A 23,880-nucleotide genomic window follows, 5' to 3' on the forward strand; every position below is an offset into this window, starting at 1 on the left:
TTAGAGATTTGTTACATAAAAGAAACACCTTGTGACATGTTGTTGGAGAAAGGGGAAGTCAGATGTTTTCAAGTGAGGTCATTTCCAGCTTTAATGAACTAGAAAGCGCTTTATACCGATATATCATGGAAAACAGTGAAAAGGTCGTATACATGAGAATTCGAGACCTTGCAGATGCTGCACATATTTCCACCTCGTCTGTCCTTCGTTTTTGCCGAAAAGTAAATTGTGAAGGCTTTTCAGAGTTTAAAGTGAAGCTCAAAATGTATTTAGAATCAGAGCAGACACCTTCTTTAAAAAGCACACAGCACTTTCTATATGAATTTATTGAACGAACATTAAAGGGAGACTTTGAGGGGAAAATTAAGGAGGCAGCGAAACTCATTGCTGAGGCAAAAAATGTGCTGTTTATCGGGACTGGCAGTTCTGGCATTTTGGCGCAGTATGGTGCGAGGTACTTTTCAAGTCTTGAGAAATTTTCATTTTACATCAATGATCCGTTTTTCCCGATGAATATGCAGTATTTAGACAATAGTGTCACCATTGTGCTGTCTGTATCAGGGGAGAACAGTATTACGATCGATCATATTTCAAAGTTAAAAAGGGAAGGCAGCACAATCATTAGTATTACGAATAACCAGCACTGCACGATTTCGCGCATTTCAGATTTAAATATTGCCTACTACGTCACAGATGAGCGGGTACACAGAGCCAATATCACCACACAGACGCCAGTTGTGTATATTTTAGAAGCAATGGCCCGTGACATGTTCGCGATGTTAAAAGAAAAGTAAAAGAGCCGCTGCATGAATCAGCTGCTCTCTTTTTTCTGCTTCATAAAAGAAAGGATGGCAATACCAGAACAGACGAGCACAAACAGACCGCCTAGCAAATACACAGACCTCGCCCCATATGCATCCGCAATCAATCCAACAAAGAAAATAGATAAACCGACAGATACAGAAGAAAGGACGTAATGAGCTGAGTACACCTTTGATAAATCTTGGACAGGTGTTTCCGTTTGAAGAATGGTTTGCTGCGAAACATCACGAATTTGATAAGCAGGCCCCATCAAAATACAAAGCAGTAATGCAAGCCATGGCAGGTTGTTCAGTGAATAGACAATAGTCAGCACTGCATAAATGAATGACCCAGCTGCCATAAAGAGAAGAAGCTGTTTTTGAATAAATTGACTCATCCATGCAGCTAAGAGACCGCCTAGAATGGTGCCGATATAATAAGCGGCATTGATAAAGCCCCACCATTCCTCACCTTGCTTTAAATCTTGTGTGACAAAGGCAAGCGTAATTGCCCCGATCCATACAGCACCCGCAATATTTTCACAAACATCCATAAACGTCAGGGTGCGCACCGTTTTATTTGTCCAAATGATCGTCCAGCCATCTTTGAAGCTGTTCGTCTTATTTGCTTTTCGAACCGTCTCTTCTTGCTTGAGAAGAGGAAAGACAGGGATGAAAAATAGGTAAGACAACACAATCATGACACAAGTGATCCACATTAAATAAAATGGCCCGATCCATAGGACGAGCATTCCAGTGAACGAATAGCCGGCGATTTGAACCATTTGATGAAATATGGACGCTGTACTGTTTGCTTTCACAAGCTGATTTGCTGGCACAAGCATCGGCATGATCGCCTGCATTAAAGGACTGATGAACCCGCCTGTGAGGGAAATCAAAATGAGTGCACTAAACAGCCAGACCATATGCTGCTGAAAGAAATGAAATTGGGCTGTAAACACGATGAGCATCCCAAGACGTAAAAGCGGGACCCATTTCAATAGGCGGCCAGCTTGAAAGTAATCAGTTAAAACAGGAGAGAAAAGCCCAGCCAATAGCTGGCATATCGTTCTGATCAGTGGAAAGACAGCCGCATAGGCAACAGATTGTGTATCTTGATAAATGACAAACGTGATCGTCATGACAAATAAAATATCACTCAACATGAGAAGGCTTTTACTGCTTGTATAACACCAAAACTTGTTTCCCATATTAAACCGGCTCCTTTTCAAAAACATGTTTAGTATAGCATGGTGATGAAGGGTTCAGAGGCTTTCCATTGAAAAATACATCTTAAGGATGAGAAGATTGTGATAAGCTAAATGAAGGACATTGTAAGGAAAGGGGTTCAATCACTTGAGAAAATTACCAGCACATGACTTTTTGGACAAACATGGCATCCCATATGAGATCAAAACATTTTCTGCCGAAACAGAAAAAGGAGCAGCAAATGTAGCGGCAGCCCTTGGTTTTCGTGAAAGACAAATGATCAAAACATTGATCTTTGAAACAGGAGAAGGGGAGCAGCTGCTTGTGATGGTTGGCGCTGACCAGCATATTAAGTCAGGGAAACTAAAGAAAGCGGCCGGCTCCCGTAATATTAAAATGGCTTCACCGGAGAAGGTTCTTGAAGTGACGGGCTATCGAATTGGTTCGATTCCGCCGTTTTGCTGGCAGCCAGAAGGATTCCGCACGATCATTGAAGCTTCATTATTAGAGGAAGAGATATTAGGGGTTGGAGCAGGAGAATGGGGAAATGAAATCCTCATCACACCAGAACAATTAGTGAAAGCCTCAAAGGCTGTACCGTTTGACATCGTGCAGCCAGCCGAATAAAAAAAGTGCCTGTTTTTGGAGCAGGCACTTTTTTAATTGGCAGCAGGCGTAGTGAATGGACCGATACCTTTCATTTGCAGGAAGGCATCCACGGTTCTATTTTCTTCAAGATCATTCGCCCGCTTGCACACAACAACTGGTCTGACGATCTCAATGCCTTCAATGTACACCCGCCCAATTTCTTTCCGCTTGAGACTGCCTTGAACCGCATCACGGGGAACAAGTGTGATACCATATCCAGCTTTGATCATTTGTATCGCTTCATGAACACCGCTGAACTGTAAGTCCACGGTCGGTTTTTTGATCCCTTTCGAGGTAAAAAGAGAAAAAAGTTTATCTCTTGTGGAACTGCCTTCTTCTCGCATCAAAAAAGGCTCCTGGCTCAGCCGCTCTAGCGGGACAGTTTTTCCGTTCAACGGATGGTCTGCCGGGACAATAAAATCATAGCTTAAATTCGTTAAATGAGAGGTGAGAATCTCCTCATGGTGCAAATCCTCGATCACAGCGATGGCCACATCTGATTCATATTGAAGCAGGCTTTCTAAAACCTGAGCGGAGTTTCCACTTTTTAATTCAATTTCCGTTTCGGATGAAGATGTTTTAAAAGCAGCGAGCCAATCTGGCAGTAAAAAGTTGAGTGGTACATAGGTAGAAGCGATGCGGAGCCGCCCCTTTTTTCCGTTTTGTAAAAGTGCAATCTGATATTCTACTTCCTTTTCAGCCTCGAACACTTGCCTGGCATAAGGGTATAGAATTTTCCCCATTTCCGTAAGTGTAATCCCTCTGCCATTTCGTTTAAAAAGACGGAACCCGATCTCACTTTCAATGCTTCTAAGCTGAGCCGTCACAGCTGGCTGTGTCAAAGATAGCACGTCTGCTGTTTGTGTAACACTTTTTGTCTCTGCGACTTTTGCAAAAATTCGAAGAGCATGTAAATTCAACTTTGCACCACCTATCAATTATTTTGATGGTTCAATCAAAAACATTCATTAGATTTATTATAAGGCATCCCTTATGGTAAAGATAGCGAAGGGGGAAGGGAAAATGGATCATCGTCAAAAGCAAGTGGTGTCAATATCGCTTATCACAGCATTTGCACTGATTGGGGATTCAATGCTTTATATTGTTCTTCCGATCTATTGGAAAGAGATTGGTTTATCATCTATTTGGGAGGTTGGGCTGTTACTGTCCATCAACCGATTCATCCGCATCCCGCTAACGCCTGTCGTTTGGTGGCTCTATCGGTTTGTCCCAATGAAAACAGGTGTATTGATCGCTATATTGATTGCATCAGTAACCACGATGCTATATGGTGTGAGCGGTTTTTGGCTGCTACTGATTTGCCGCTGCGCTTGGGGGCTGGCATGGACGTTATTGCGTATGAGTGGAATGAGGTTAATTGCTGAGATGGACGAAGGCTCACAGGGGCATTATACGGGCATTTATAATGGGCTTTACCGGCTGGGCAGTTTATTTGGCATGTTATTTGGCGGAATATTTGCCAGCCTGATCGGCTTCCAGTCCATGACACTTGTTTTTGGTTTACTCACATTACTAGGGGTCATTTTTTATGTCTCTTTGGATGAGATTGAAAAGGGAGAAGAGGGGCAGGTGTATCAAGTCATCAAACAGCGGTGGCTTGCACGAGATGTTGTAAAAGTATTAATGACAGGTATGCTGATCGCACTTGTGATACAAGGGTTATTCGCATCAACACTCAGTCATGTCATTGAAGCAAGGATCGGTGATGGTGAATTTGCTCTGTTCGGCTTTGTCATCGGAGCTTCGGCTTTAAGTGGAATCATTCAAGCGCTCAGATGGGGGTGGGAACCATTTGTAGCACCGAAAACGGGCAGATGGTTTGATGGCCTTGTGATGAAGGAACGAACGCTTTGCTGGATGTTTCTTTCATTTGGAGGTCTCAGTCTTCTGGCGGTCATGCTGAAGGTCAGCGGCTGGTTTCTTGTGATGCTGCTTTTGATCCAGCTGCTGTCAACAGTCTTAACGACATTAACAGATACGCTTGCCTTTCAAAAAGCCTCTGCTCAAACCGATAAAAACCGCTTCCTCGCAAGCTATTCCTTTGTTCAAGATATGGGAGCAGCTTTAGGACCCTTGTTCGGATATACGATGATTCAGTTTTTTGGATCAAGCAGCGTCTTTTGGCTGATGCTCATCATAAGCTTATTGCTTGTCAGCATGTGGGCAAGAGGCAGGGAGCTGCATGTTTCTTCTGATCCAGCATAATAAATTCAGGTCTTATACAAAAAAACTGCCTCTTGCGCTGAATGCAAGAGGCAGTCATGGTTTCTTATTCTACATCTGAATCATAGGCTTTTTGCGTCAGCTGGCTGACCACCTCTTTTAACCCATTTGGTTTATGAAACTCAACAGGTGTGCTTCCTTTTTCGAAGACGATTTGATCTGCTTCAACGAGCACGACATACCGATTGTTGAGCTTTGCAATATGGATCGAGTGGCCAAAGTCTGCTAGAAGACCTTTGATTTCCGTCTCGCCTAGACGCATTTTCATTGTGATATCAGGAGTTTGTTCAACAATATGAGAGGCTGCTTGTGTAACCTGCTCTGTATCGAGTGTTTCTCTAATTTCTCGTTTTTCACTCGCTTCCCATATTTCAAGATCCTCTTCAAACTGCTTTAATTCTTCACTTTCATCCTGTAATGTTTCAAAAACCTGTTCCTGTACCATATTCATGACCTGTGATTTCATGATTTCAGGCATGGATTCACCGTATTCGACGAACTTCAAAAAGTCCTCAAAATAACGAGCGTGTGAGGATTGGTGAATTTTCACTTCCGCTTCCTCAGTCATGCCCTCTTCTGGCATAAACGGGTATTGAATTGATTTCATGTTTTTTGTCGTAATGGCCATTTCGACTTTTCTGATCAAGGTAGATGTATCAGCGATTGAAGCCACTTTCTGTTCGAAATCGCATTTCATAATAAAGACAAAGGATTCGTCGAAATACTTTTTAGGAACGGCAGAAGCCACTAAAAAAACGCCGCCTCTGACAGCACTTGTATCTAAATATGTGCGAACAAACTGTTCACTGCATTCATTAAACAATTCTTTTGTATCTGCAAATCTCGTTTGATGAAATAGGTTGTAGTTTGGGTTTGAATCGAGCTCATGACCGGGTTCTACAATAAATCGGCCAATTTTGGTCGGTACTTGTTCAGATTTAGGGTGTCTGTCCACTTTTCGTTTGACGATTTTTTTCAGTTCACCGTCTAAAAAGTCCTTCAGCTCACTTTGTTCAAATTCCTCTTGATCTAGTGTTTGATAATGTTTAAATCGTTTATTTGCTTGTTCATCTTTGCCTTCGATTTCCACGACAAAGAATGATAGAAAACGTATCGTAAAATCCATTGATTGGTCACCACTTTTTCTTCTTCGGATATGTTGAGTATAGAAAAAGGAGTGAAAATCGTCAACGAATGGAGAAATATCGTGTCATTATTTCCCGAGAAATGTTTATTGAAAAACACTTGATAATAATTATCATTCTTGATAGAATGATAAAAGAAAAGAAGGAACCTGCCAGTTCCTTCATCTCAGAGAAAAATAGATTATTTTGTTTCAAATGTTTCGCAATCAGTTTCAGTATTGCGAGTCACTTCAGTCATCGTGTTTTTACCAATTTTAATGGTAGAAGCGGTACAGCTGTTTTCAGCCCAGAAACGGCAAGAGTTCACTTCACAAAGAACGTTTTGTGCCATGGGAATTCACCTCCGTGATTCATATTGAGAATGAAGCAAGCTGCCACTTGTATTCATTCAATCTAGTAGTCTCTTTATAGAAAGAGGCTGTTTGTGCTGGTTATGCACATGTTTATCATACCATCTACCCTGAAAATATACAATTTAAACTTTGAAAGAGCGAGAATATGAATCTCGCTCTTTTTTTATTTGTAAAAATAGTTAAATGCTAGGTGGCACACTCTCTCATTTCGACATATGAATAGAGTAGATTCAAAACCTGATGTCGGACAAAGTATGAGGGTACATGTACTGATTTTCCGCATAAAGATAGGGTTTTTAATCAAAAATCTTCATAGAGAGATGAGGGGAGAAGATGAAAGCAGTCATTCTCTGCGGAGGAAAGGGAACGAGAATGAGTGAGGTCACACAAGCGCTTCCTAAACCACTTGCTATGATCGGAGATCGGCCTATTCTATGGCATATTATGAAAATCTATCAGTATTACGGTGTAGACGAATTTATCCTATTGCTTGGTTATAAAGGAGAGAAGATCAAAGAGTACTTTCTAAACTACGACTGGCAGCACCACAGCATGCAGCTCGATATGGCGACAGGAGAAATGAAGCTATTAGGGAAATCGGAGAACTGGAAAATCACCTTTTTAGATACAGGTGAAGATACGATGACAGGCGGACGTTTAAAGCAGGCACAGGATTACATTGGTGATGAGACCTTTATGATGACGTATGGTGATGGACTGGCCAATATCAATATGTTTCATTTGCTGAAACGTCATCAGGATCTTGGTGCAGCTGCGACTGTCACAGGCATTGAAAAGAAGTCCCAGTACGGGACACTGAAGGTGTATAACGGGATGGCACAATCCTTCTCTGAGAAGACAGACAGTATCGGGATGATCAATGGAGGATTTTTTGTGTTGTCTCCAAAGGTATTTGATTATTTGACAGACGATGACCAATGCGTGTTTGAAGCGGAGCCTCTTCAAAACCTAGCGGATGATGGAGAGCTTGCCGTTTATGAGCATCACGGATTTTGGACAGCAATTGATACGTATAAAAACCTGAAGGAAATCAACGACATGTGGACAGATGGAAAACAACCATGGAAGGTTTGGTGACAGCATGAGCGGATTTTGGAATGGAAAGAACGTATTTGTAACTGGATGTACAGGGCTGTTAGGGAGCTATCTCGTCAAGGAATTGATTGATCAAGGGGCAAACGTGACTGGACTTGTGCGTGATCAGGTGCCTCGATCGAATTTATATCAAGGCAGTCAATTTGAAAAAATGAATGTGGTGCAAGGCGCATTGGAGGATATGCAAACGATTGAACGTGCGTTAGGTGAATATGAAATTGACACCGTCTTCCATTTGGCTGCCCAAGCCATTGTGGGGGTCGCAAATAGACATCCTGTTTCTACATTTGAAGCGAATATCTTAGGGACATGGAATGTACTGGAGGCTTGCAGAAGACAGCCGCTGATCAAACGAGTGATCGTGGCATCAAGTGACAAAGCATACGGTGATCAAGAGCAGCTTCCATATGATGAAGACATGCCATTAAACGGGAAACATCCGTATGATGTCTCGAAGAGCTGTGCAGATCTCATTTCTCATACGTACTACAACACATATGGTCTTCCGGTTTGTATTACACGCTGCGGTAATTTATACGGAGGCGGAGATTTGAATTTCAACAGAATCATTCCGCAAACCATTCAGCTTGTGTTAGAAGGAAAGGCGCCGGAAATTAGAAGTGACGGGACATTTATTCGTGATTACTTCTACATTGAAGATGCAGTGAAGGCATATTTGCTGCTAGCTGAGAAGATGGAGGAAAAAGGGCTGGCGGGAGAAGCCTTTAACTTTAGTAACGAAATTCAGCTGACAGTGCTTGACCTTGTGGATAAGATTTTAAAGGCAATGGGAAGTGAGCTGAAGCCTCGTATTTTGAACCAAGGAACACATGAGATTAAGCATCAATATTTGTCGGCAGAGAAAGCAAGAAAGCTGCTTGATTGGAAGCCTGACTACTCCATTGATGAAGGTTTAGAGAAGACGATTGAATGGTACCGCGAATTCTTTCAAAAATAGAGGTGTAAAAAGATGAACAGCATATATTGTACGGTTCTTTCAAGTGGAAGACTTTATCAAGCCATTGCGTTTTTCTTATCGTTGAAGCAAGTAGAAGATGATGCTGTCATCAAGACGTTATGTATGGATGATGCTGCATTTGATTTGCTTCATCAAATGAATTTCCCGCATGTGGATCTTGTTCATGTACGGGAGCTCGAGACACCAGAACTGCTAGAGAAAAAAGAGGAACGGGATGCATCGGAATATTGCTGGACCTTAAAGCCGATTTGGATTGAGTGGTTATTTGAAGAGGAGCAGGCAGAGAGCGTGACTTATCTTGATGCGGATTTATTCTTTTATGAGAGCCCTCAGGTTATTTTTCAACATCAGCCGAATGCCTCTGTTTTAATTTCAAGAGGGGATATTGTCATTCCAAGCTTTGATGCTGAGGAAGTGAAGATGCTACAGAAGCTTTTAGGCCGCTATAATTCAGGCTTTCTGCATTTTAAAGGAGATGAAGCCGGACGAAAATGCCTCAGCTGGTGGAAAGAAGAATGCTTAAAAGAATGTAAAAATGCACCGGGAGAAGGCAAGTTTGGCGATCAAGGATATCTGGATCATATGCCGAGGCTGTTTGACAATGTAGAAGATATTGAGACAAAAGGCGTGAATATTGGTCATTGGAACTATGGGCAGCATTCTTATCGGGAGGAGAATGGACGTATTCTCTTGGAGGATGGGCACCCGCTCATTTGCTATCATTTCAGCGGCTTTCGGATTGTGAGCAAGGATGAGATGCAGCAAATTCATGAAAAAGGACGAAATGACCTGCCGTTTTTCCAAGAAGCCTATCGGGAAGTGCTTCGCCATGTGATTGAATCTGTGGAGCAGGTCGATCCGCTGTTTAACGGCTATGCCAAACGTGAGGAGGATGACGCATGAATGAAAAGCCAAAGGTAAGCGTCATTATTCCAAGCTATAATGCCAAAGAGCGTTTAGAAGGAAGCCTTTTTTCCTTAACACTTCAGGAAACAGATATTCCATTTGAGGTCATTGTTGCCGATAATGGCTCAACAGATGGCACGATGGAAATGCTCGAGAATATTGAGGTGAACTTCCCATTTAAAAAGGTGCGTATTCCTGTCAATCAAGGGATTGCAAAAGGGCGTAATCATGCCATTCGCGAGGCGGAGGGAGATCTGCTCATTTTTCATGACAGTGATATGCTGGCAGAACCGAGATTTATTGAAAAGCATGCAGAGGCTCATGCTGGCAGAGAGGATCTCGTTATTTGCGGTGTGTGCTGGAAGCGGATTTATCGCTATTTTTACACAGCTTTTGATAAGGATCATATGAAGCGGTTGAAAAAGCAAGGGCTGTATAAACGGAAAATGGAGGACAAAACGCCTCTTTTATCATTGGAAGAAGTCGAAAATGGTGCATTTCTTGAGAAAAGTTTCGATTTGCAGTCTGAGTTTATAGATATCCTGAAAGACATTTTAAATACGTACCACTATGATTTAGGTTCTTATGAGCTGCCATGGCGATTTTTTATTACAAATAACTCCTCTGTCAAACGGAAGCATGTCATGGCACTAGGGATGTTTGATGAAAATATCGTTCGGTACGGATTTGAGGATTATGATTTAGGGATTCGTCTGCATCAGCTTGGTCTCTCCTTTGAATTGCGAGAGGATATCATGAGCGTGCATCAAGAGCATCCAAGTAATTTAACGTCGTTTGATGACATCAAATACAACATTTTGTATATGTGTGAGAAGTACAACAATATTGATTCTATTGATGTCCATTTGGCTTTCTCCGGTCCGTTTTCTCATACTGTGACAAATGATATTGTGAAAGAAGTTCGGCAGCTGCGTGAGAATTCAGCATTTGATGACCTGTTATCTTATTTTTTAGAACTGATTCACTTGATCACAGAGCGGAATGTAGGCATCAAACGCGATAAAAAAGATATGCTGACAGCCAAGCATGTTCCTTTGAAAAAGCTGGCAGAAGCCGCGCAGCTTGCACGGCAGGAGTATGGCTGCACGGTACTTGTAGAAGCCATTCAAGGGCTGACGAAAGAGCTGTTGCGCGTTGATTTGTTCCAAGTGGATGTGTTGTAAATGGCGTCTTATCACTTTACAACCATTGTGTCGAATACCCATGTCTTTAAGCTTTTGGCGCTGATTCATTCGCTTGAACAAAACGCTCATGCCTTCAAGCTGTCCGTTTTATGTGCAGACCCTTTGGCTTATAAGGTGTTAAGGGAGTTCCCTCATCCGCATGTTCAATATGAACAGCTTGAGGACATTGAAGATGACACGCTGCGAAAGGCAAAAGAAGATCGAACGTTCCATGAGTATTGCTGGACGTTAAAGCCTGCTTTTCTGCTCAAAATTCTTGAGTCCTCAGATGCGGATTATCTTGCCCATCTGGATACAGATTTGTATTTTTATCATGATCCAGAGGCGATTTTTGCAGAGAATCCAAGCGCTCATTTATTTTTAACGGATCATATGAATTCCGAGCGGTTCTATCGTTATTACGAGTTGTCTGGCCGTTTTAATACTGGGTTTGTAGGCTGTCGTAACACAGATGTTGCCAAACAGGCAGTCACGCAATGGAAAGAAAACTGTCTTGCACATTGTACAGTAGAAATGGATACAGAAAAAAAGACGTATGGAGATCAGCGATATGTGGAAAGATGGGTTGATGATTTTGAAGGGGTTCATATCGTTACATCTAAAGGAGCCAATGCGGCGATTTGGAACATTGAAAACTACAAGCTTTCAGTTGTAAAAGGGGATATGTATCTCGACGAATGTCCACTTTTGTTCTATCATTTTTCTGCCTTTACGATCATTGATGAGAAGAGCTTTAATCTGAATTGGTATTACTATATGACAGAACAAAAGCTTGTGGATCACCTGTATATTCCTTATGCTGACTTGATTCATCGAAAAATCAAACAGGTGCAAAAGGTATTTCCGGAATTTAAGCAAGGGTTTATTGCAAAGAAGCATGTTCCTGACACGCATTTTTATGAGAGATGAAAACCGCTCATTTATTGAGCGGTTTCTGCGTGTAGACAAACCCTCGCATTCTTTGTCAGTCCTGCGCGCTGGTGCTCACGAATGTTCAATTCGCTCCGCGCCAGTGCTCGTCCTTCCTAGACTGCAAAGGTTTTCTATCACGCTGAAAAGAAGACAAAGGGCTAAAATACACATCATTTTAACAATCGGAAAAAACCGCTCATTATTGAGCGGTTTTCTTTTTATGATTCATTCCATTTGGAGATGGTTTGGTCGCTGGGAAGTAAGAAGGCTAGGATGCCTAATATCGGTAAAAAGGCAACACCGAGCATGGTAGGCGTTAAGCCAAAGGCATCAATGAATGAGCCGAGGGCAACCGATCCGATTGCACCCATACCAAACGCAAGCCCAACAGTTAAACCAGACATTGTGCCAATTTTCCCGGGAAATAGTTCTTGGGCATAAACCACGGTGACAGAGAAGCTTGATGTCAAAATGAGCCCAATCAGCCCGAGTAAAACATAAGCAAAAACGGGTCCGGCAAATGGCAGCAGCAGGGCAAGCGGGAAGGATGCCAATAAGGAAACTAAAATCACGTTTTTCTTGCCAAAGCGGTCTGCAAGTGGCCCGCCTAAAAATGTCCCAATTGCACCTAGAATGAGAAATAAGAAAATATAAGTCTGTGATTCTTTAATCGTCAAACCGTATTGTTCAATCGCATAAAACGCATAGAAATTCGAAATGGCATTTCCATACCAAGAGCGGGCGAAGATGAGAAAGACGATAATGCCAAGTGCAATGAGTGCTGATTTACGATGAATATCAGATCTAGCAGCTTTTGCAGGTGTTTTTTTCGCTTGGGCCCGAATGGTTTGAAGTCTTCCGGCATACCATCTTGAAATATAAAGAAGAAAACCGACCGCTATCATTCCAACAATCGTAAACCAAGCCACGCCTGTCTGACCGAGCGGTACGAGCATTAATGCAGCGATAAGCGGAGCAAAGGCTTGACCTGTATTCCCGCCTACTTGATAGATGGACTGTGCAAGTCCTCGTCTTGGACCAGCTGCCATGTTCGCAACACGGGAGCCCTCTGGATGGAAGATCGCAGAGCCAAGTCCGATAAAGACAACGCAAAGCAAAATGGTGGCAAAAGATGGAGCAAACGCGAGTCCGAATATACCGATAGCACTTGAAAATAAAGCAATCGGAAGTGCATAAGGCATCGGCCGTTTATCTGTGTACCAACCAATAGCAGGCTGCATCACGGAGGAGACCATATTTAATGTAAAGGCAATCAGCCCTAATTGTGTAAAGGTCAGCCCCATTGAGCGTTCCAAAATAGGGAACATCGCAGGAATAACGGCTTGAAGTGTGTCGTTCAGCATATGACAAATACCAATAATCAATAGGATGGGATAAACCGTTGAGCCGGTAACAGAATGTTGTTTATCCTTTGTACGAGCAGCAATGGCCAATGAGACTTCCTCCCTTCATTTATCTGTTTTCTGATTTTTGCATTCTTCTCATTTTATTCATAAGGTGAACTATAAAACAATAGCAAATTGTCATGATTTAGAAAAAAGAGACACAAGCGCTTGATTGAGCTTGTGTCTCTAAAGAGTTATTTGTAAAAAGAAGCAATCACAGGCTTCATTTTTTGAACGACAAGTCCACTGCCGCCGCGGTTTTTCACACCTTCGATCATGCCGACGAGGACGTAATCTTCTTTTTTAGGATTAAACGCAAGTAAAAATCCATTTTCAGTGCCGTCTGTTGCACCTTGTTTGCTCTTTAATTCTGCCGTACCCGTTTTAGCGGCAATATCCGCTCCTTCGATTTGTAAGGAGTGGGCTGTTCCGTTTGGACTGGTCACGACCTTAGTCAATGCGTCTTTCACTGTGTTTGCCGTGCCTTCTTTGATGATTTGTTTTGGTGATGCTGTTTTTTCATCTTGAATCACTCGAGGGTAGACAAGCTTGCCTCCTGTGGCAAATGGAGAATAGGCATGTACTTGTTCAATTGGTGACATGAGTAATTCGCCTTGGCCATACGCCGAGTCAGCCAGTAAGATATCCGATTGAATGCCATCGTTCGATACTTGTGCAGGCTTCATTGTAAATGGCATGTGTAAGTCTTCGCCAAACCCAAATGCTTTCACTTTTTGCTCGTAGGTGTCTTTGCCGATTTCGAGTGCTTCCTGTCCAAAATAAATATTGTCTGAGTATACAAGGGCATCGACCATATTTACTTTTTCTTTATCGTGAACCCGTGTGATGCGATAATTTCCCCAAGATTGATCCTTTTGCCATTTTAGTCCGTGAATGGTACGCACTTTGTCAGGCTTTGTGACACCTGTTTCCAGCCCAATGGCTGCTGTAATGGTTTTGAATGTGGACCCTGGCGCATACCGGCTCGCATATCGAGCTTGGAATGGAAGGTCTGGATTTTCACTGTATGCCTGATATTGCTTAGGTGTAATCCCGTTTGTCATGAGATTGACATCGTAGGAAGGGGTGCTGACAAGCGCTAATAGATCGCCTGATGATGGATTCATGATTGTGACGGCCCCTTTTTCGCCTTTCAACTGATCATAGGCTTTTTTCTGTAAAGAAGCATCAATCGTCAGCTTCACTGTTTTTCCATCTTTTCGATCTGATTTTTGCAATGTTTCTTCAATACCTGTTTCATCATGGACGATGAGAATGCTTCCGCCATCTTGTCCGCGTAAGTTTTTGTCAAATGTAAATTCAAGGCCGGTTTTGCCGATGATTTGATCTGCCTTTAATGCTGGATTTCTTTTGATATCATCCGCATTTGCTTTTCCGACATACCCGGTGAGATGAGCGGCGGCTTTGTTATATGGATAGTAGCGCATTTCCTTCGTTTGATAGGTAACGCCATTTACGTCCTTTGGAATCGGTTTTTGTTTTAACATCGATTTGAGCGGGACAAACGTGTCGTCTGTGACCCATGCTTGTTTCAATTGATTGTTGATTAGTTCTTCCTCTATATCAAACGCTTTGCTGATCTTTTTGATATTGCGTTCTTTTTCTTCTCCTGTTCCGAGCTTTCCTGGGATGACGCCAAGTGCGTTTCCACCAGTTGTTTCTGCCAGTGTACGTCCTTTTCGGTCGACAATGTTTCCGCGGACAGCAGGGTCAGCTTTGACCTTGATGGTATCTCCTTTCTCCATTTGCGGGAAGATGAGATTTGGCTTCCAGTCCACTTTCCACTTGTCGTCCTCTTCGGAAAGAACGCCCTTGTAAGACAGCTTATGCAGCTTGCCAAGAGACGTTTTCATCGTGACATCATAGGAAAATTGATATCCATTTCCTTTGTCCTGTTTTTCAACGTGGAGCTTTGAAATGTTCAGGTCATAAGCACCAATACCGTTGAAAATATTGTCGTATTTTTCGGCTAGTTGTTTTTTTGAAAAGTCATTGGCTCTCAAAGATGCACTTGTCACCTCATCTGCCAGCTTCGTAAAGTCTTTCTTCTTCATATGTTCCGTAAAGTTTTGAGCGGCTTTTAAAGCTTCTTTTTCTTTTGAGAAAAGAGTATCTTTTAAGAAAAAGAAAGCAGCAGCAACTACGATGATACTAAGAATGGGAATTATGACTTTTTTCTGTTTCCAAAATGATTTTCGTTGACCCGTATACAATGAAAACACCTCAATTTTTGATTAGATCCTCTATATTTTACAGTGATTGGTCTTGATTTGTATAGTTTCTCATAGAAACCTAGCGAAATAGATAAGAAAAACGAGCTGTGATTTGTCGTTTAGGATACCCGATTTTATTAAAAAAATTTAAATTCTCTATTGAGGAAAAAGGTAAAATCATTTAAGGTACAGACCTAGCCTTGTATGATTCACAGTAAAAAGACAAATTTAAAATTCTTAAAAAATATGTGGCTAGATATTAGAAGATAATGCCCTACAACTAATTCTTAATTTACGGTTATGGCGGGGTAAACCAATTAGAACGTGATCTTATCCGTATGCGACAGCATGAACCGAATAAATTAAAAAAGCTTATAGGTCAGCTAAAGAAGTGCCGTGATGAAGTAAAGCTTAATCAAGAGGAACATATCATTTTAAATCAAATGTGTGTAGAGCTTCAATATATAGAAAGCTGCCGGAAATGAATAGTTGTTCCGGACATTGTATAAATAAATCTCATATAAAGGAGGTATTATATGCCTAAAGTTGACAACCTGTTAGCCATTCTATGGATGCTTCGCTCAGATAAAAAAATAACTGCAAAACAAATTTCAGATAAGTTAGAGATGAATATAAGAACTGTTTATCGTTATATTGATACACTTTCAACGAGTGGTGTACCTATCATTTCAGAACCAGGTCATAACGGTGGATATAGTTTAATGAACAATTTTATAGAGGCTCCTCTATTTTTTGATTTTGAGGAGCAAATTTCACTATTTCACGCTGCTGTTTTTGCAGAAGAAGCGGGATATTATGGAGGTGAAGCGCTACAAAGAGCCATTTCAAAACTTAGTAAACACTCAAATCAAGAGCAAGAAACAAAGGTAAACCAACATATAACTAGTCTTGAAGTAATAAGTCGAACCAGTTCAATCTCTTTGGAACCTTCCTTGAAAAAGTTGGAAAAGGCAATAGCGGCCAAAAACACGGTGAAAATTCTTTACCATAAAAATGGAGAAAAGCAATTACATCATAGATGTGTCGATCCATACAGAATGATCTATTGGAATAATAAGTGGTATGTGATTGGATTTTGTCATCTTAGAAATGATATGCGCAGTTTTAGAGTAGATCGAATTGAAAATCTAATGGTGACTGAAAATCAGTTTGACCAGCAAGAAAATTTTTCAGCACGTGACTTTTTTATCAATAGTCTCCTACCAACTTTAAAAGATAAGGAAGAGATTATTTCTTTGGTGATTCATGGGGATAAAAATGTATTGGCTGATATTTGCCAACATTGGTTTTTAGGACATTATTTACAAGAACGGAGTTCACATCAAGCAGTTTTTCTTCTTCCAAAAGATATGATACATACATATGTACCTTATTTACTTTTACCTTACAATAAATCTATTAAAGTGGTTGAGCCAATTAGTCTTAAAAAAAGAATGATTGAAGTTTTGTCGGATTTAATCAAATTTTACCAAGTATGATAACTTCCCTGACGCTAACTGTCAGGGAAGTTATTTTATAATCGCTATATCAACTGTGATTGGAGCGTGATTGGATGCAAACACAAAAAGCTTATCTATATGTATTTGATACGATGTCTGACTGGGAATATGGATATTTAATTGCTGAACTAAACTCAGGTAGATATTTCAAAAAAGATTTAGCACCTTTAAGAGTCATTACAGTAGGAGTTAATAAAGAAATGAAGACGACTATGGGAGGTTTGAGTATAAAACCAGATATTTCCCTTGAAGAATGTAACCTTGAGAACAAAGATCTTTTCATTTTACCAGGAGGTACGACTTGGGGTGAAGACATTCACCAACCTATCTTGGAAAGAGTTGGCCAAGCTTTAGAGCTGGGCACTATTGTTGCTGCAATTTGTGGTGCAACTGAGGGGCTCGCGAATAGAGGATACTTAAATACTAGAAGGCATACAAGTAATAACTTAGAATATACTAAAATGGTATGTCCTAACTATAAAGGAGAGAAGTTCTATGAGTTGGCACCTGCGGTATCTGATGCGAATTTAGTTACTGCATCTGGAATAGCCCCTTTAGAATTTGCAATGGAAGTGCTGAAAAAAATAGAAGTATTTACACCAGATACCTTACATTCTTGGTATAACCTGAATAAGACACATCAATCTGATTATTTCTTCAGGTTGATGAATTCAATAAATAAATGAAGTAACTGAAAAAGCTCAATTTCTCTATTTTGATTAGTAGAGAAGTGGAGCTTTTTATTTTGGACTTACCTTATCGTTTTCAATTTGCATGTTCCTGATACTGGCCCGATTGTACTAAAAAGCCGAGCGCCTTAAGAAGAAGGCTTTGATCGAATTGAGACGACCGGTGTTTTTGTTTCTTTTGGCTTCGGTGTTTGTGTGGATTTTTTGATGCGCGTTTCCTTTGGCGTGTAATAGGTTGCCCCAATATTGAGCCTGCCTTGAAGCTGGTCAATAGAAAGCTCCCCAAATTCTAAATGGTAATCAATTTTGTCCACGTGCAGGGATTCGATATGAATATGTGTATCCTCTGAGACAGGAGGAGCTGGTGCAGACATTTTTTGCTCAAGAGCGGCGAGTCTTTTTTCTAGCTCAACGACAGATGGGGATGGACTGTATTCAGTTTTTTTAAAGAGTGATTGAATGAAATGTTTCAAGTAGACCACAACCTTTTCTTCCGCCTTGCTCTAGTCTATGGAAAAGCTGCCCAGTATATACTTATAGAGATGACAAGAAAGGGGAGAAGCATATGCTGCCTACTCAGATTCACATTGCCCATATGAAAACGAATTCGATTGGCACAGGATCATCCATGACGTTTGGCTCGACGTTTGTTCGCAAACATTGCAGTACGATCAAACGAAACAATGGCTTTGGGGAACAGAATGCTGATGGCGTGATCACGATCCTGCCAATTGAAACAATTGATGATCGTGATCAAATAGACGCAGTGAGTATCAATATTCGTCATCTATGATGATAGCAGTCGCTTTTCCTTCATCCTTTTGCAGACGGATGTAAAGTACCCCGTCTTTAAAGGCAGCATTCATTTGACCAAGAATCATTTCTGGAAGGCGGATTTTCTTTTCAAACGGACCATACTTCCCTTGTTTTTGGCGAAAGTCCTGCTCGTTAAAAAAGGAAAAACGCTGTCCTTTCACAACCAAATATTCACCATATGATAACACCTGAACATCTTCCTTTCGGTATCCAGGCAAATAAATTAAGTATTGAATTTCTGCATGGGTTTCCACCATGTCGATTGGTGGAAACGACGCATCTGATCCCCGCTGATCCTGCTGTGTGAATGTAAATGGAGATGGACCGTTTGCCATAAAGGGGGATCTTTGCTCATCGTCGAAGATCATTTTCCAAAAATCATCTCCATGCATTTGCTGGGCAATATCCATCCACTGTTTCATTTTTTCGAAGTCCATGTGAAGACCTCCCGTTAACATACTTGATGGGTGCTTGCATATACCTATAAAAAGGAGGTTTATCTGTGGTTCAACCAACTCCGTATATCAATATTAATATTTTCATGTTAAAAATTAATTCCTTTGAAAATGCGTCGGCGGTGAATGTCGGACAAAATTTGTTAGCAGAGTGGCAAAACTCAGATAAAAAAAATCAGGGTTACGGACAGAATTTTGGAGATGCCAGCGGTTTTGTCGGTACAAAAAGCCATGTAGATGATCGAGATCAAGTGGACTCACCTGCCTCTTTTTCACCAGCAGCTAAACCCATTCAAAGGAAGTGACGTGTGATGTTATTCTCACCTTCAGTCGTCAATGTCGGTGCTTTTAAAATCAATGCAATGGATCGGGGTGCATCACTGACGCTAGGACCTTATCAGCAGATTGATTATTTTCTCTCGATGAAATTGAATCAAGGTTTTGGTGAGGACAATGGAGATTGTTCACCGCTTGTCATTCCGATTTCAAGCGTGTTAGATCCAGATATGGTGGACTCAAATTCAGTCAAAAACAGCGTGGTTTAAGGAAAAAAAGAGACCGGGAATTCTCGAGTCTCTTTTCTAATTTGTTTCATTCAGATGGCTTTTTCGTCTTGCATAGGTGAAATAGACAACAACACCGATGGCGATCCAGATGAGGAAGGCTCTCCATGTCTCCCATTTCAGTGTGGCAGCCAATGTCATACAAATGATCGCACTGATAATCGGAAGCACAGGCACGAACGGTACTTTAAATGCTGCTTTAAGATTCGGATGTTTTTTCCGTAAAATGATGACCGCAATGGAAATCACCGTGAAGGCTGCTAGTGTACCGATGCTGACTAAATTCGCAAGCGTCGATAAATTCACAAAACCTACGATACACGCTGCGACTGCACCTGTCAGCCAAGTGTTGGCAACGGGCGTTTGCGATTTTGGATGAACCTTTGAGAAAATATTTGGCATAAGCCCATCGCGGCTCATCGCAAAAGTTAAGCGAACCTGTGCATAAACCAAGGCAATGAGAACCGTGGTAATCCCAATAATAGCACCGGCTGATATGATACCCGCCACACTATTCAGGCCAACTACTTGAAGAGCAAATGCGACAGGATCACTGACATTCAGCTTCGTATAGTGAACCATGCCTGTTAAGACAAAGGAAACCCCGATGTATAAAATGGTACAAACACCGAGCGCTCCGATAATCCCAACCGGCATCGCCTTTTGCGGATTTTTGACCTCTTCAGATGCATTGGCGATCGCATCAAATCCGAGGTAAGCAAAAAAGACGGTTGCCGCGCCTGCGATTACGCCGTTAAAGCCCATTGGCATAAACGGTGTCCAGTTTTCAGGTTTGACGTAAGCAAAGCCTGAAATGATAAAGAGTAGGACGATGGCAATTTTGATCAGCACAATGATGTTATTCAGCTTTGTACTTTCTTTGACGCCTCTTGAGACGATAAAGGTGATAAGCAAAATAATGAGTGCGCCTGGAAGGTTAAAGACGGCCCCGTCAGCGGCTCCAGGTGCAGCTGATAAAGCCTTCGGTATGTGAAGACCGAATCCGCTGAGCAGTGATTGGAAATAGGACGACCATCCACTTGCCACAGCAGAGAGCGCAATGACATATTCAAGCATGAGATCCCAGCCCATTAAGAAGGCGAGAAATTCTCCAAGTGTTGCGTAGGAATACGTATAGACGCTTCCTGACACAGGAATGGATGAGGAGAATTCAGCGTAGCAAAAAGCAGCAAGGGCGCATGCGATCGCAGCCAAAATAAAAGATATAATAATCGCAGGTCCTGCATCATTTGCAGCAGCAACCCCCGTAATGACAAAGATCCCAGTCCCGACCACACAGCCAATGCCAAGCAAGATTAAATCAAACGTATTCAAAGAACGGCTGAGCCGCTTCGTTTGACTTTCAAGCATGAGCTGGTCGAGAGATTTTTTTCGAAATAAAGAACTCATGTTGACCTCCTAATGGATAAATCTTTTCGTAAGACGAATGTTAGTATATGCGCAAATGACAATTTAGTCAATTGGTTGAAAAACGCTTTAAATCACTAAAGTGTTAAACCTCACAACCGAATAAGCCTTTAAAAAGAAACATCCGCCGAGAGATCGAAGGCGGATGTGGTGTCAGACAATCTAAGTCTGTTCAGCAAATATTTTTTCATTGTACAGCACACTTGGATGAGTTGGATGATGGGCCGAGGAGGCACGGTGATGTATTTTGGCTTGTTCCAGGTTGCCGAGCTGATAATAACAGTAGCAAAGCTGAAGGTGAGGATACCACGTTTTATATTGTGTCAGTGTGAAGGCTGTTTCGTTTTCAGGAGCCTTCAGCGCCTGCTCATACCAAAAGATGGCTGCCTGATGTTTATTTTGTATTTTTAAATGATCCCCGATCCGGCAGCAAAATTCTGGCCGGGGCTGATCATATAAGAAGGAACGTAATAATGAGGATAAGGCTGCTTCCTCATAGCCTACCGCATAATAGCAGTCCGCTAAATATTGGCATGTGCGAATTTCATCCTCAATCCAGCACTGTTTTGTGTTTAAAAATTCATGATAAAAACGAATCGCTTTGACACGCTGACCGTTGTCTCTTAATTCATTGGCAAAGTAAAAGAGATCACGGGGCGTCATATCCTCTCCTTTTGCCAGCATGTCTTCATAAATTCGCAAGTTGCGCCCAGGCTCACCAGCAGTTGTTTTCTTGCGTTTTTGATGTGTGACGGCGATATCTGCAGGAAGGATGTTTCCATACACTTGAAGAAACTCATGAACGGCCCCGTACCACTGAAAGTTCAAGGAACGCTTCACAAGGCGATTTCTTCTATATTTGAAATTGACTTGACCGTTTTCATCGAATCCCACATGATAAAACATCGAAACAGCATCCACCGAGGGATCAAGTGTCTGCTTGAGCTGAAGCAGTTTTTGGCGGTCTTCTTCAAGCAGAACATCGTCAGCATCGAGCCATAAAATATACTCTTTCGCTGCATGTGAGAAAGCAAAGTTGCGTGCTTTTGCAAAATGCTGGACCCATTCAAAATCCAGCACTTTTGCTGAAAAGGAATGAGCGATTTCCTTCGTTTGATCTGTTGATCCTGTATCAACGATGATCATCTCATCGACAATGTCTTGAACAGACGAAAGGCAGTCCGCCAGCACCTCCTCTTCATTTTTCACAATCATACATAAGCTAATGGTTATCATCTTTAGATCACCTCTTCATAGTGTATCGAGCATCAAAAGGAAACATTCTTTTCTGCAGCGGGTTTTTTAAAACTAGTTTTCTGCTACTGGCTGATTTAAAATAAAGAAAGAATCTATGTAAGGGCTGATAAAATGAGTTTATTGAATGTTGAAGGATTATATAAAACCTATGGCGAGAAAACGCTGTTTGATCATATTTCTTTTCATATAGAACCAAAGGAACGCATCGGATTGATTGGACCAAATGGAACAGGGAAGTCAACGCTTCTAAAGGTCATTGCAGGACTTGAATCGTTTGAGGAAGGTGACATCACGAAGGCAGGGACACTTGATATCGAATTTCTCGAACAAGATCCTGAAATGAGCGGGAATGAAACGATTCTTGACTATATTTTTTCGGGAACGGCACCAATGATTCAAACGATGAAGGCGTATGAAAAGGCACTCGCCGATTTAGAGCATGATCCGCAAAATGAGGCAAAACAAGAGGCACTGATGCGCATGCAAAATCGAATGGATCAAGAAGATGCTTGGGATGCGAACCTTTCAGCCAAAACGATTTTGACAAAGCTTGGCGTGAAAGATGTAAGCCGCTCTGTACATGCATTATCAGGCGGACAGAAAAAACGTGTCGCCATTGCTAAAAATTTAATTCAGCCTGCTGGTTTGTTGATTTTAGATGAGCCAACCAACCATCTTGATAATGCAACGATTGAATGGCTTGAAGGATACTTAAGCCAATATAGCGGTGCTGTCATCCTCGTGACGCACGATCGTTATTTCTTAAATCGGGTAGCCAATCGGATTTATGAGTTAAATCAAGGACAGCTTTATACGTATAAAGGAAATTATGAAGTCTTTTTAGAAAAAAGAGCGGAGCGGGAAGCAGAAGCTCAGGTGAAAGAAACGAAGCGTCAAAACTTGCTTAGACGAGAGCTTGCATGGCTAAGACGAGGAGCGAAAGCAAGAACGACAAAGCAGAAAGCACGTATTGGCAGAGTCGAAGAGCTGAAGGATCAAAAAGGACCTGATGCGAAGGGAGAGCTTGATTTTGCCATCGGCTCGCACCGCTTGGGGAAACAAGTGATAGAGGCAGAAGACTTATCAATTTCATTTGCTGGCCAGACTCTTGTGGAGCGGTTTACAGATTTAGTCGTGCCGGGCGATCGTATCGGATTTATCGGACCGAATGGAGTCGGCAAAACCACTTTACTGAACTGTCTAGCAGGTAAGATTGAACCGACTTCAGGACAATTGACCATTGGACAAACCGTTCGTATTGGTTACTACACGCAGGATCACAAGGAAATGAATGATGAGCTGACCATCATTGAGTACATCAAGGAAACAGCTGAGATCGTCAAGACGTCTGATGGCGCCATTGTAACAGCAGAGCAGATGCTGGAGCGCTTCCTTTTCCCAAGATCGATGCAGCGGACGTATATTCGTAAACTGTCAGGGGGAGAACGCCGCAGATTGTATTTATTGAAGGTCTTAATGGAAGAGCCGAATGTTCTCTTTTTAGATGAGCCGACGAACGACCTTGATACAGAAACCCTCAGTATTTTAGAGGATTATTTAGAGCAGTTCCCTGGCGTCGTCATCACCGTGTCCCATGATCGTTATTTCTTAGACCGAGTGGTTCACCGCCTGCTTGTCTTTGAAGGAAATGGGCGAATCTCACACTTCCAAGGTGCATACAGCGATTATATGGAACAGGAAAAAGAGCAGAAACGGACAGAGACAAAGCCTGCTGAAAAACAAGTAGAAGCTGCGCCTAAAAAGAGAAAAAAACTTTCTTATAAAGACCAGCTTGAATGGGATGGGATTGAAGACCGGATACAAGCATTAGAGGAAAAACATCAGCAGCTTGAAGCCAGCATTGCAGAGGCAGGCAGTGATTTTGGGAAAATTCAAGAGCTGATGGACGAACAAAAAGCCGTTGCGGAAGAATTAGAACAAGCAATGGACCGCTGGACAGAACTATCTCTTATGATTGAGGAAATGAATGAATAA

General features: G+C 41.8%; 24 protein-coding genes. 14 read left to right on the plus strand and 10 right to left on the minus strand.

Going from position 1 to position 23,880, the window contains the following annotated elements; translation table 11 throughout:
* The first annotated feature begins 62 nt into the window (after positions 1–62).
* Positions 63–794: a MurR/RpiR family transcriptional regulator gene (locus NST59_RS03540; RefSeq protein WP_039177027.1), complete on the plus strand. Its 732-nt coding sequence runs from the start codon at positions 63–65 to the stop codon at positions 792–794.
* A gap of 17 nt (positions 795–811) precedes the next feature.
* Here the strand turns inward: NST59_RS03540 and NST59_RS03545 are convergent, their stop codons facing one another.
* Positions 812–2,011 carry an MFS transporter gene (locus NST59_RS03545; RefSeq protein WP_058837823.1) on the minus strand — a complete coding sequence of 400 codons (1,200 nt, stop codon included), beginning with the start codon at positions 2,009–2,011 and terminating at the stop codon, positions 812–814.
* Between the two features lie 145 nt (positions 2,012–2,156).
* On the opposite strand from NST59_RS03545, the gene NST59_RS03550 reads away from it, so the two are divergent.
* A complete protein-coding gene (locus NST59_RS03550) occupies positions 2,157–2,636 on the plus strand; it encodes an aminoacyl-tRNA deacylase (protein WP_039177033.1) in 480 nt (159 codons plus the stop codon).
* A gap of 32 nt (positions 2,637–2,668) precedes the next feature.
* Here NST59_RS03550 and NST59_RS03555 read toward each other — a convergent pair whose 3' ends face one another.
* Complete coding sequence (locus tag NST59_RS03555; protein ID WP_041087143.1) at positions 2,669–3,577, minus strand: LysR family transcriptional regulator; 909 nt, start codon at positions 3,575–3,577, stop codon at positions 2,669–2,671.
* A gap of 103 nt (positions 3,578–3,680) precedes the next feature.
* On the opposite strand from NST59_RS03555, the gene NST59_RS03560 reads away from it, so the two are divergent.
* Positions 3,681–4,883 (plus strand): MFS transporter, encoded by a 1,203-nt coding sequence (locus NST59_RS03560; protein WP_268475095.1) that lies wholly within the window; start codon positions 3,681–3,683, stop codon positions 4,881–4,883.
* Between the two features lie 64 nt (positions 4,884–4,947).
* Here NST59_RS03560 and NST59_RS03565 read toward each other — a convergent pair whose 3' ends face one another.
* A complete protein-coding gene (locus NST59_RS03565; RefSeq protein ID WP_151284122.1) occupies positions 4,948–6,027 on the minus strand; it encodes a DUF3900 domain-containing protein in 1,080 nt (359 codons plus the stop codon).
* A 200-nt stretch (positions 6,028–6,227) separates the two neighbouring features.
* Positions 6,228–6,377 (minus strand): DUF1540 domain-containing protein, encoded by a 150-nt coding sequence (locus NST59_RS03570; RefSeq protein WP_072367870.1) that lies wholly within the window; start codon positions 6,375–6,377, stop codon positions 6,228–6,230.
* A 355-nt stretch (positions 6,378–6,732) separates the two neighbouring features.
* Here NST59_RS03570 and rfbF point away from each other — a divergent pair, with 355 nt between their 5' ends.
* From rfbF to NST59_RS03595, 5 genes are read left to right on the plus strand one after another with little or no spacing between them, the layout of a single operon-like run.
* Entirely contained in the window at positions 6,733–7,497 is a 765-nt protein-coding gene (gene rfbF / locus NST59_RS03575; protein ID WP_039177042.1) for a glucose-1-phosphate cytidylyltransferase, read from the plus strand.
* 4 nt (positions 7,498–7,501) lie between these two features.
* On the plus strand, positions 7,502–8,473 hold the full coding sequence (locus tag NST59_RS03580; RefSeq protein WP_039177044.1) for a GDP-mannose 4,6-dehydratase: 972 nt from the start codon (positions 7,502–7,504) through the stop codon (positions 8,471–8,473).
* Between the two features lie 12 nt (positions 8,474–8,485).
* A complete protein-coding gene (locus NST59_RS03585; protein ID WP_064497701.1) occupies positions 8,486–9,397 on the plus strand; it encodes a putative nucleotide-diphospho-sugar transferase in 912 nt (303 codons plus the stop codon).
* Positions 9,394–10,584, plus strand: a complete 1,191-nt coding sequence (locus tag NST59_RS03590; protein ID WP_059374568.1) for a glycosyltransferase family 2 protein — start codon at positions 9,394–9,396, stop codon at positions 10,582–10,584. Before NST59_RS03585 ends, NST59_RS03590 begins: the two co-directional genes overlap by 4 nt.
* Positions 10,585–11,514: a putative nucleotide-diphospho-sugar transferase gene (locus NST59_RS03595; protein WP_144490788.1), complete on the plus strand. Its 930-nt coding sequence runs from the start codon at positions 10,585–10,587 to the stop codon at positions 11,512–11,514.
* Between the two features lie 221 nt (positions 11,515–11,735).
* On the opposite strand, the gene NST59_RS03600 is transcribed toward NST59_RS03595, so the two are convergent.
* Both NST59_RS03600 and pbp4 read right to left on the minus strand, forming a co-directional pair.
* Positions 11,736–12,971 (minus strand): MFS transporter, encoded by a 1,236-nt coding sequence (locus tag NST59_RS03600; RefSeq protein ID WP_144490789.1) that lies wholly within the window; start codon positions 12,969–12,971, stop codon positions 11,736–11,738.
* A 146-nt stretch (positions 12,972–13,117) separates the two neighbouring features.
* Positions 13,118–15,157: a penicillin-binding protein PBP4(5) gene (gene pbp4, locus NST59_RS03605; protein ID WP_341040128.1), complete on the minus strand. Its 2,040-nt coding sequence runs from the start codon at positions 15,155–15,157 to the stop codon at positions 13,118–13,120.
* A 536-nt stretch (positions 15,158–15,693) separates the two neighbouring features.
* Here pbp4 and NST59_RS03610 point away from each other — a divergent pair.
* Positions 15,694–16,656, plus strand: a complete 963-nt coding sequence (locus NST59_RS03610; RefSeq protein WP_341040130.1) for a helix-turn-helix transcriptional regulator — start codon at positions 15,694–15,696, stop codon at positions 16,654–16,656.
* A 74-nt stretch (positions 16,657–16,730) separates the two neighbouring features.
* Positions 16,731–17,363 (plus strand): type 1 glutamine amidotransferase family protein, encoded by a 633-nt coding sequence (locus NST59_RS03615; RefSeq protein WP_341040132.1) that lies wholly within the window; start codon positions 16,731–16,733, stop codon positions 17,361–17,363.
* A gap of 131 nt (positions 17,364–17,494) precedes the next feature.
* Here the strand turns inward: NST59_RS03615 and NST59_RS03620 are convergent, their stop codons facing one another.
* Positions 17,495–17,839 carry a hypothetical protein gene (locus NST59_RS03620; protein WP_341040134.1) on the minus strand — a complete coding sequence of 115 codons (345 nt, stop codon included), beginning with the start codon at positions 17,837–17,839 and terminating at the stop codon, positions 17,495–17,497.
* Between the two features lie 92 nt (positions 17,840–17,931).
* On the opposite strand from NST59_RS03620, the gene NST59_RS03625 reads away from it, so the two are divergent.
* Positions 17,932–18,159 carry a hypothetical protein gene (locus NST59_RS03625; RefSeq protein WP_058837813.1) on the plus strand — a complete coding sequence of 76 codons (228 nt, stop codon included), beginning with the start codon at positions 17,932–17,934 and terminating at the stop codon, positions 18,157–18,159.
* Here the strand turns inward: NST59_RS03625 and NST59_RS03630 are convergent.
* Positions 18,140–18,619: an Hsp20/alpha crystallin family protein gene (locus NST59_RS03630; RefSeq protein WP_024424582.1), complete on the minus strand. Its 480-nt coding sequence runs from the start codon at positions 18,617–18,619 to the stop codon at positions 18,140–18,142. The genes NST59_RS03625 and NST59_RS03630 overlap by 20 nt on opposite strands.
* Positions 18,620–18,684: 65 nt before the next feature.
* Between NST59_RS03630 and NST59_RS03635 the strand changes: the two genes are divergently transcribed.
* Positions 18,685–18,942, plus strand: a complete 258-nt coding sequence (locus NST59_RS03635; protein WP_003213975.1) for a hypothetical protein — start codon at positions 18,685–18,687, stop codon at positions 18,940–18,942.
* A gap of 6 nt (positions 18,943–18,948) precedes the next feature.
* Entirely contained in the window at positions 18,949–19,182 is a 234-nt protein-coding gene (locus NST59_RS03640; protein WP_024424583.1) for a hypothetical protein, read from the plus strand.
* Positions 19,183–19,218: 36 nt separating this feature from the next.
* On the opposite strand, the gene NST59_RS03645 is transcribed toward NST59_RS03640, so the two are convergent.
* Together NST59_RS03645 and NST59_RS03650 are read right to left on the minus strand one after the other, a co-directional pair.
* On the minus strand, positions 19,219–20,610 hold the full coding sequence (locus NST59_RS03645; protein ID WP_039177068.1) for an amino acid permease: 1,392 nt from the start codon (positions 20,608–20,610) through the stop codon (positions 19,219–19,221).
* Positions 20,611–20,790: 180 nt separating this feature from the next.
* Complete coding sequence (locus NST59_RS03650) at positions 20,791–21,864, minus strand: tetratricopeptide repeat-containing glycosyltransferase family 2 protein (RefSeq protein ID WP_144490795.1); 1,074 nt, start codon at positions 21,862–21,864, stop codon at positions 20,791–20,793.
* 132 nt (positions 21,865–21,996) lie between these two features.
* On the opposite strand from NST59_RS03650, the gene NST59_RS03655 reads away from it, so the two are divergent.
* Complete coding sequence (locus tag NST59_RS03655) at positions 21,997–23,880, plus strand: ABC-F family ATP-binding cassette domain-containing protein (protein WP_058837811.1); 1,884 nt, start codon at positions 21,997–21,999, stop codon at positions 23,878–23,880.

This window comes from Bacillus sp. FSL R5-0439, from assembly GCF_038008805.1.
Classification (GTDB): Bacteria; Bacillota; Bacilli; order Bacillales; family Bacillaceae; genus Bacillus; species Bacillus safensis.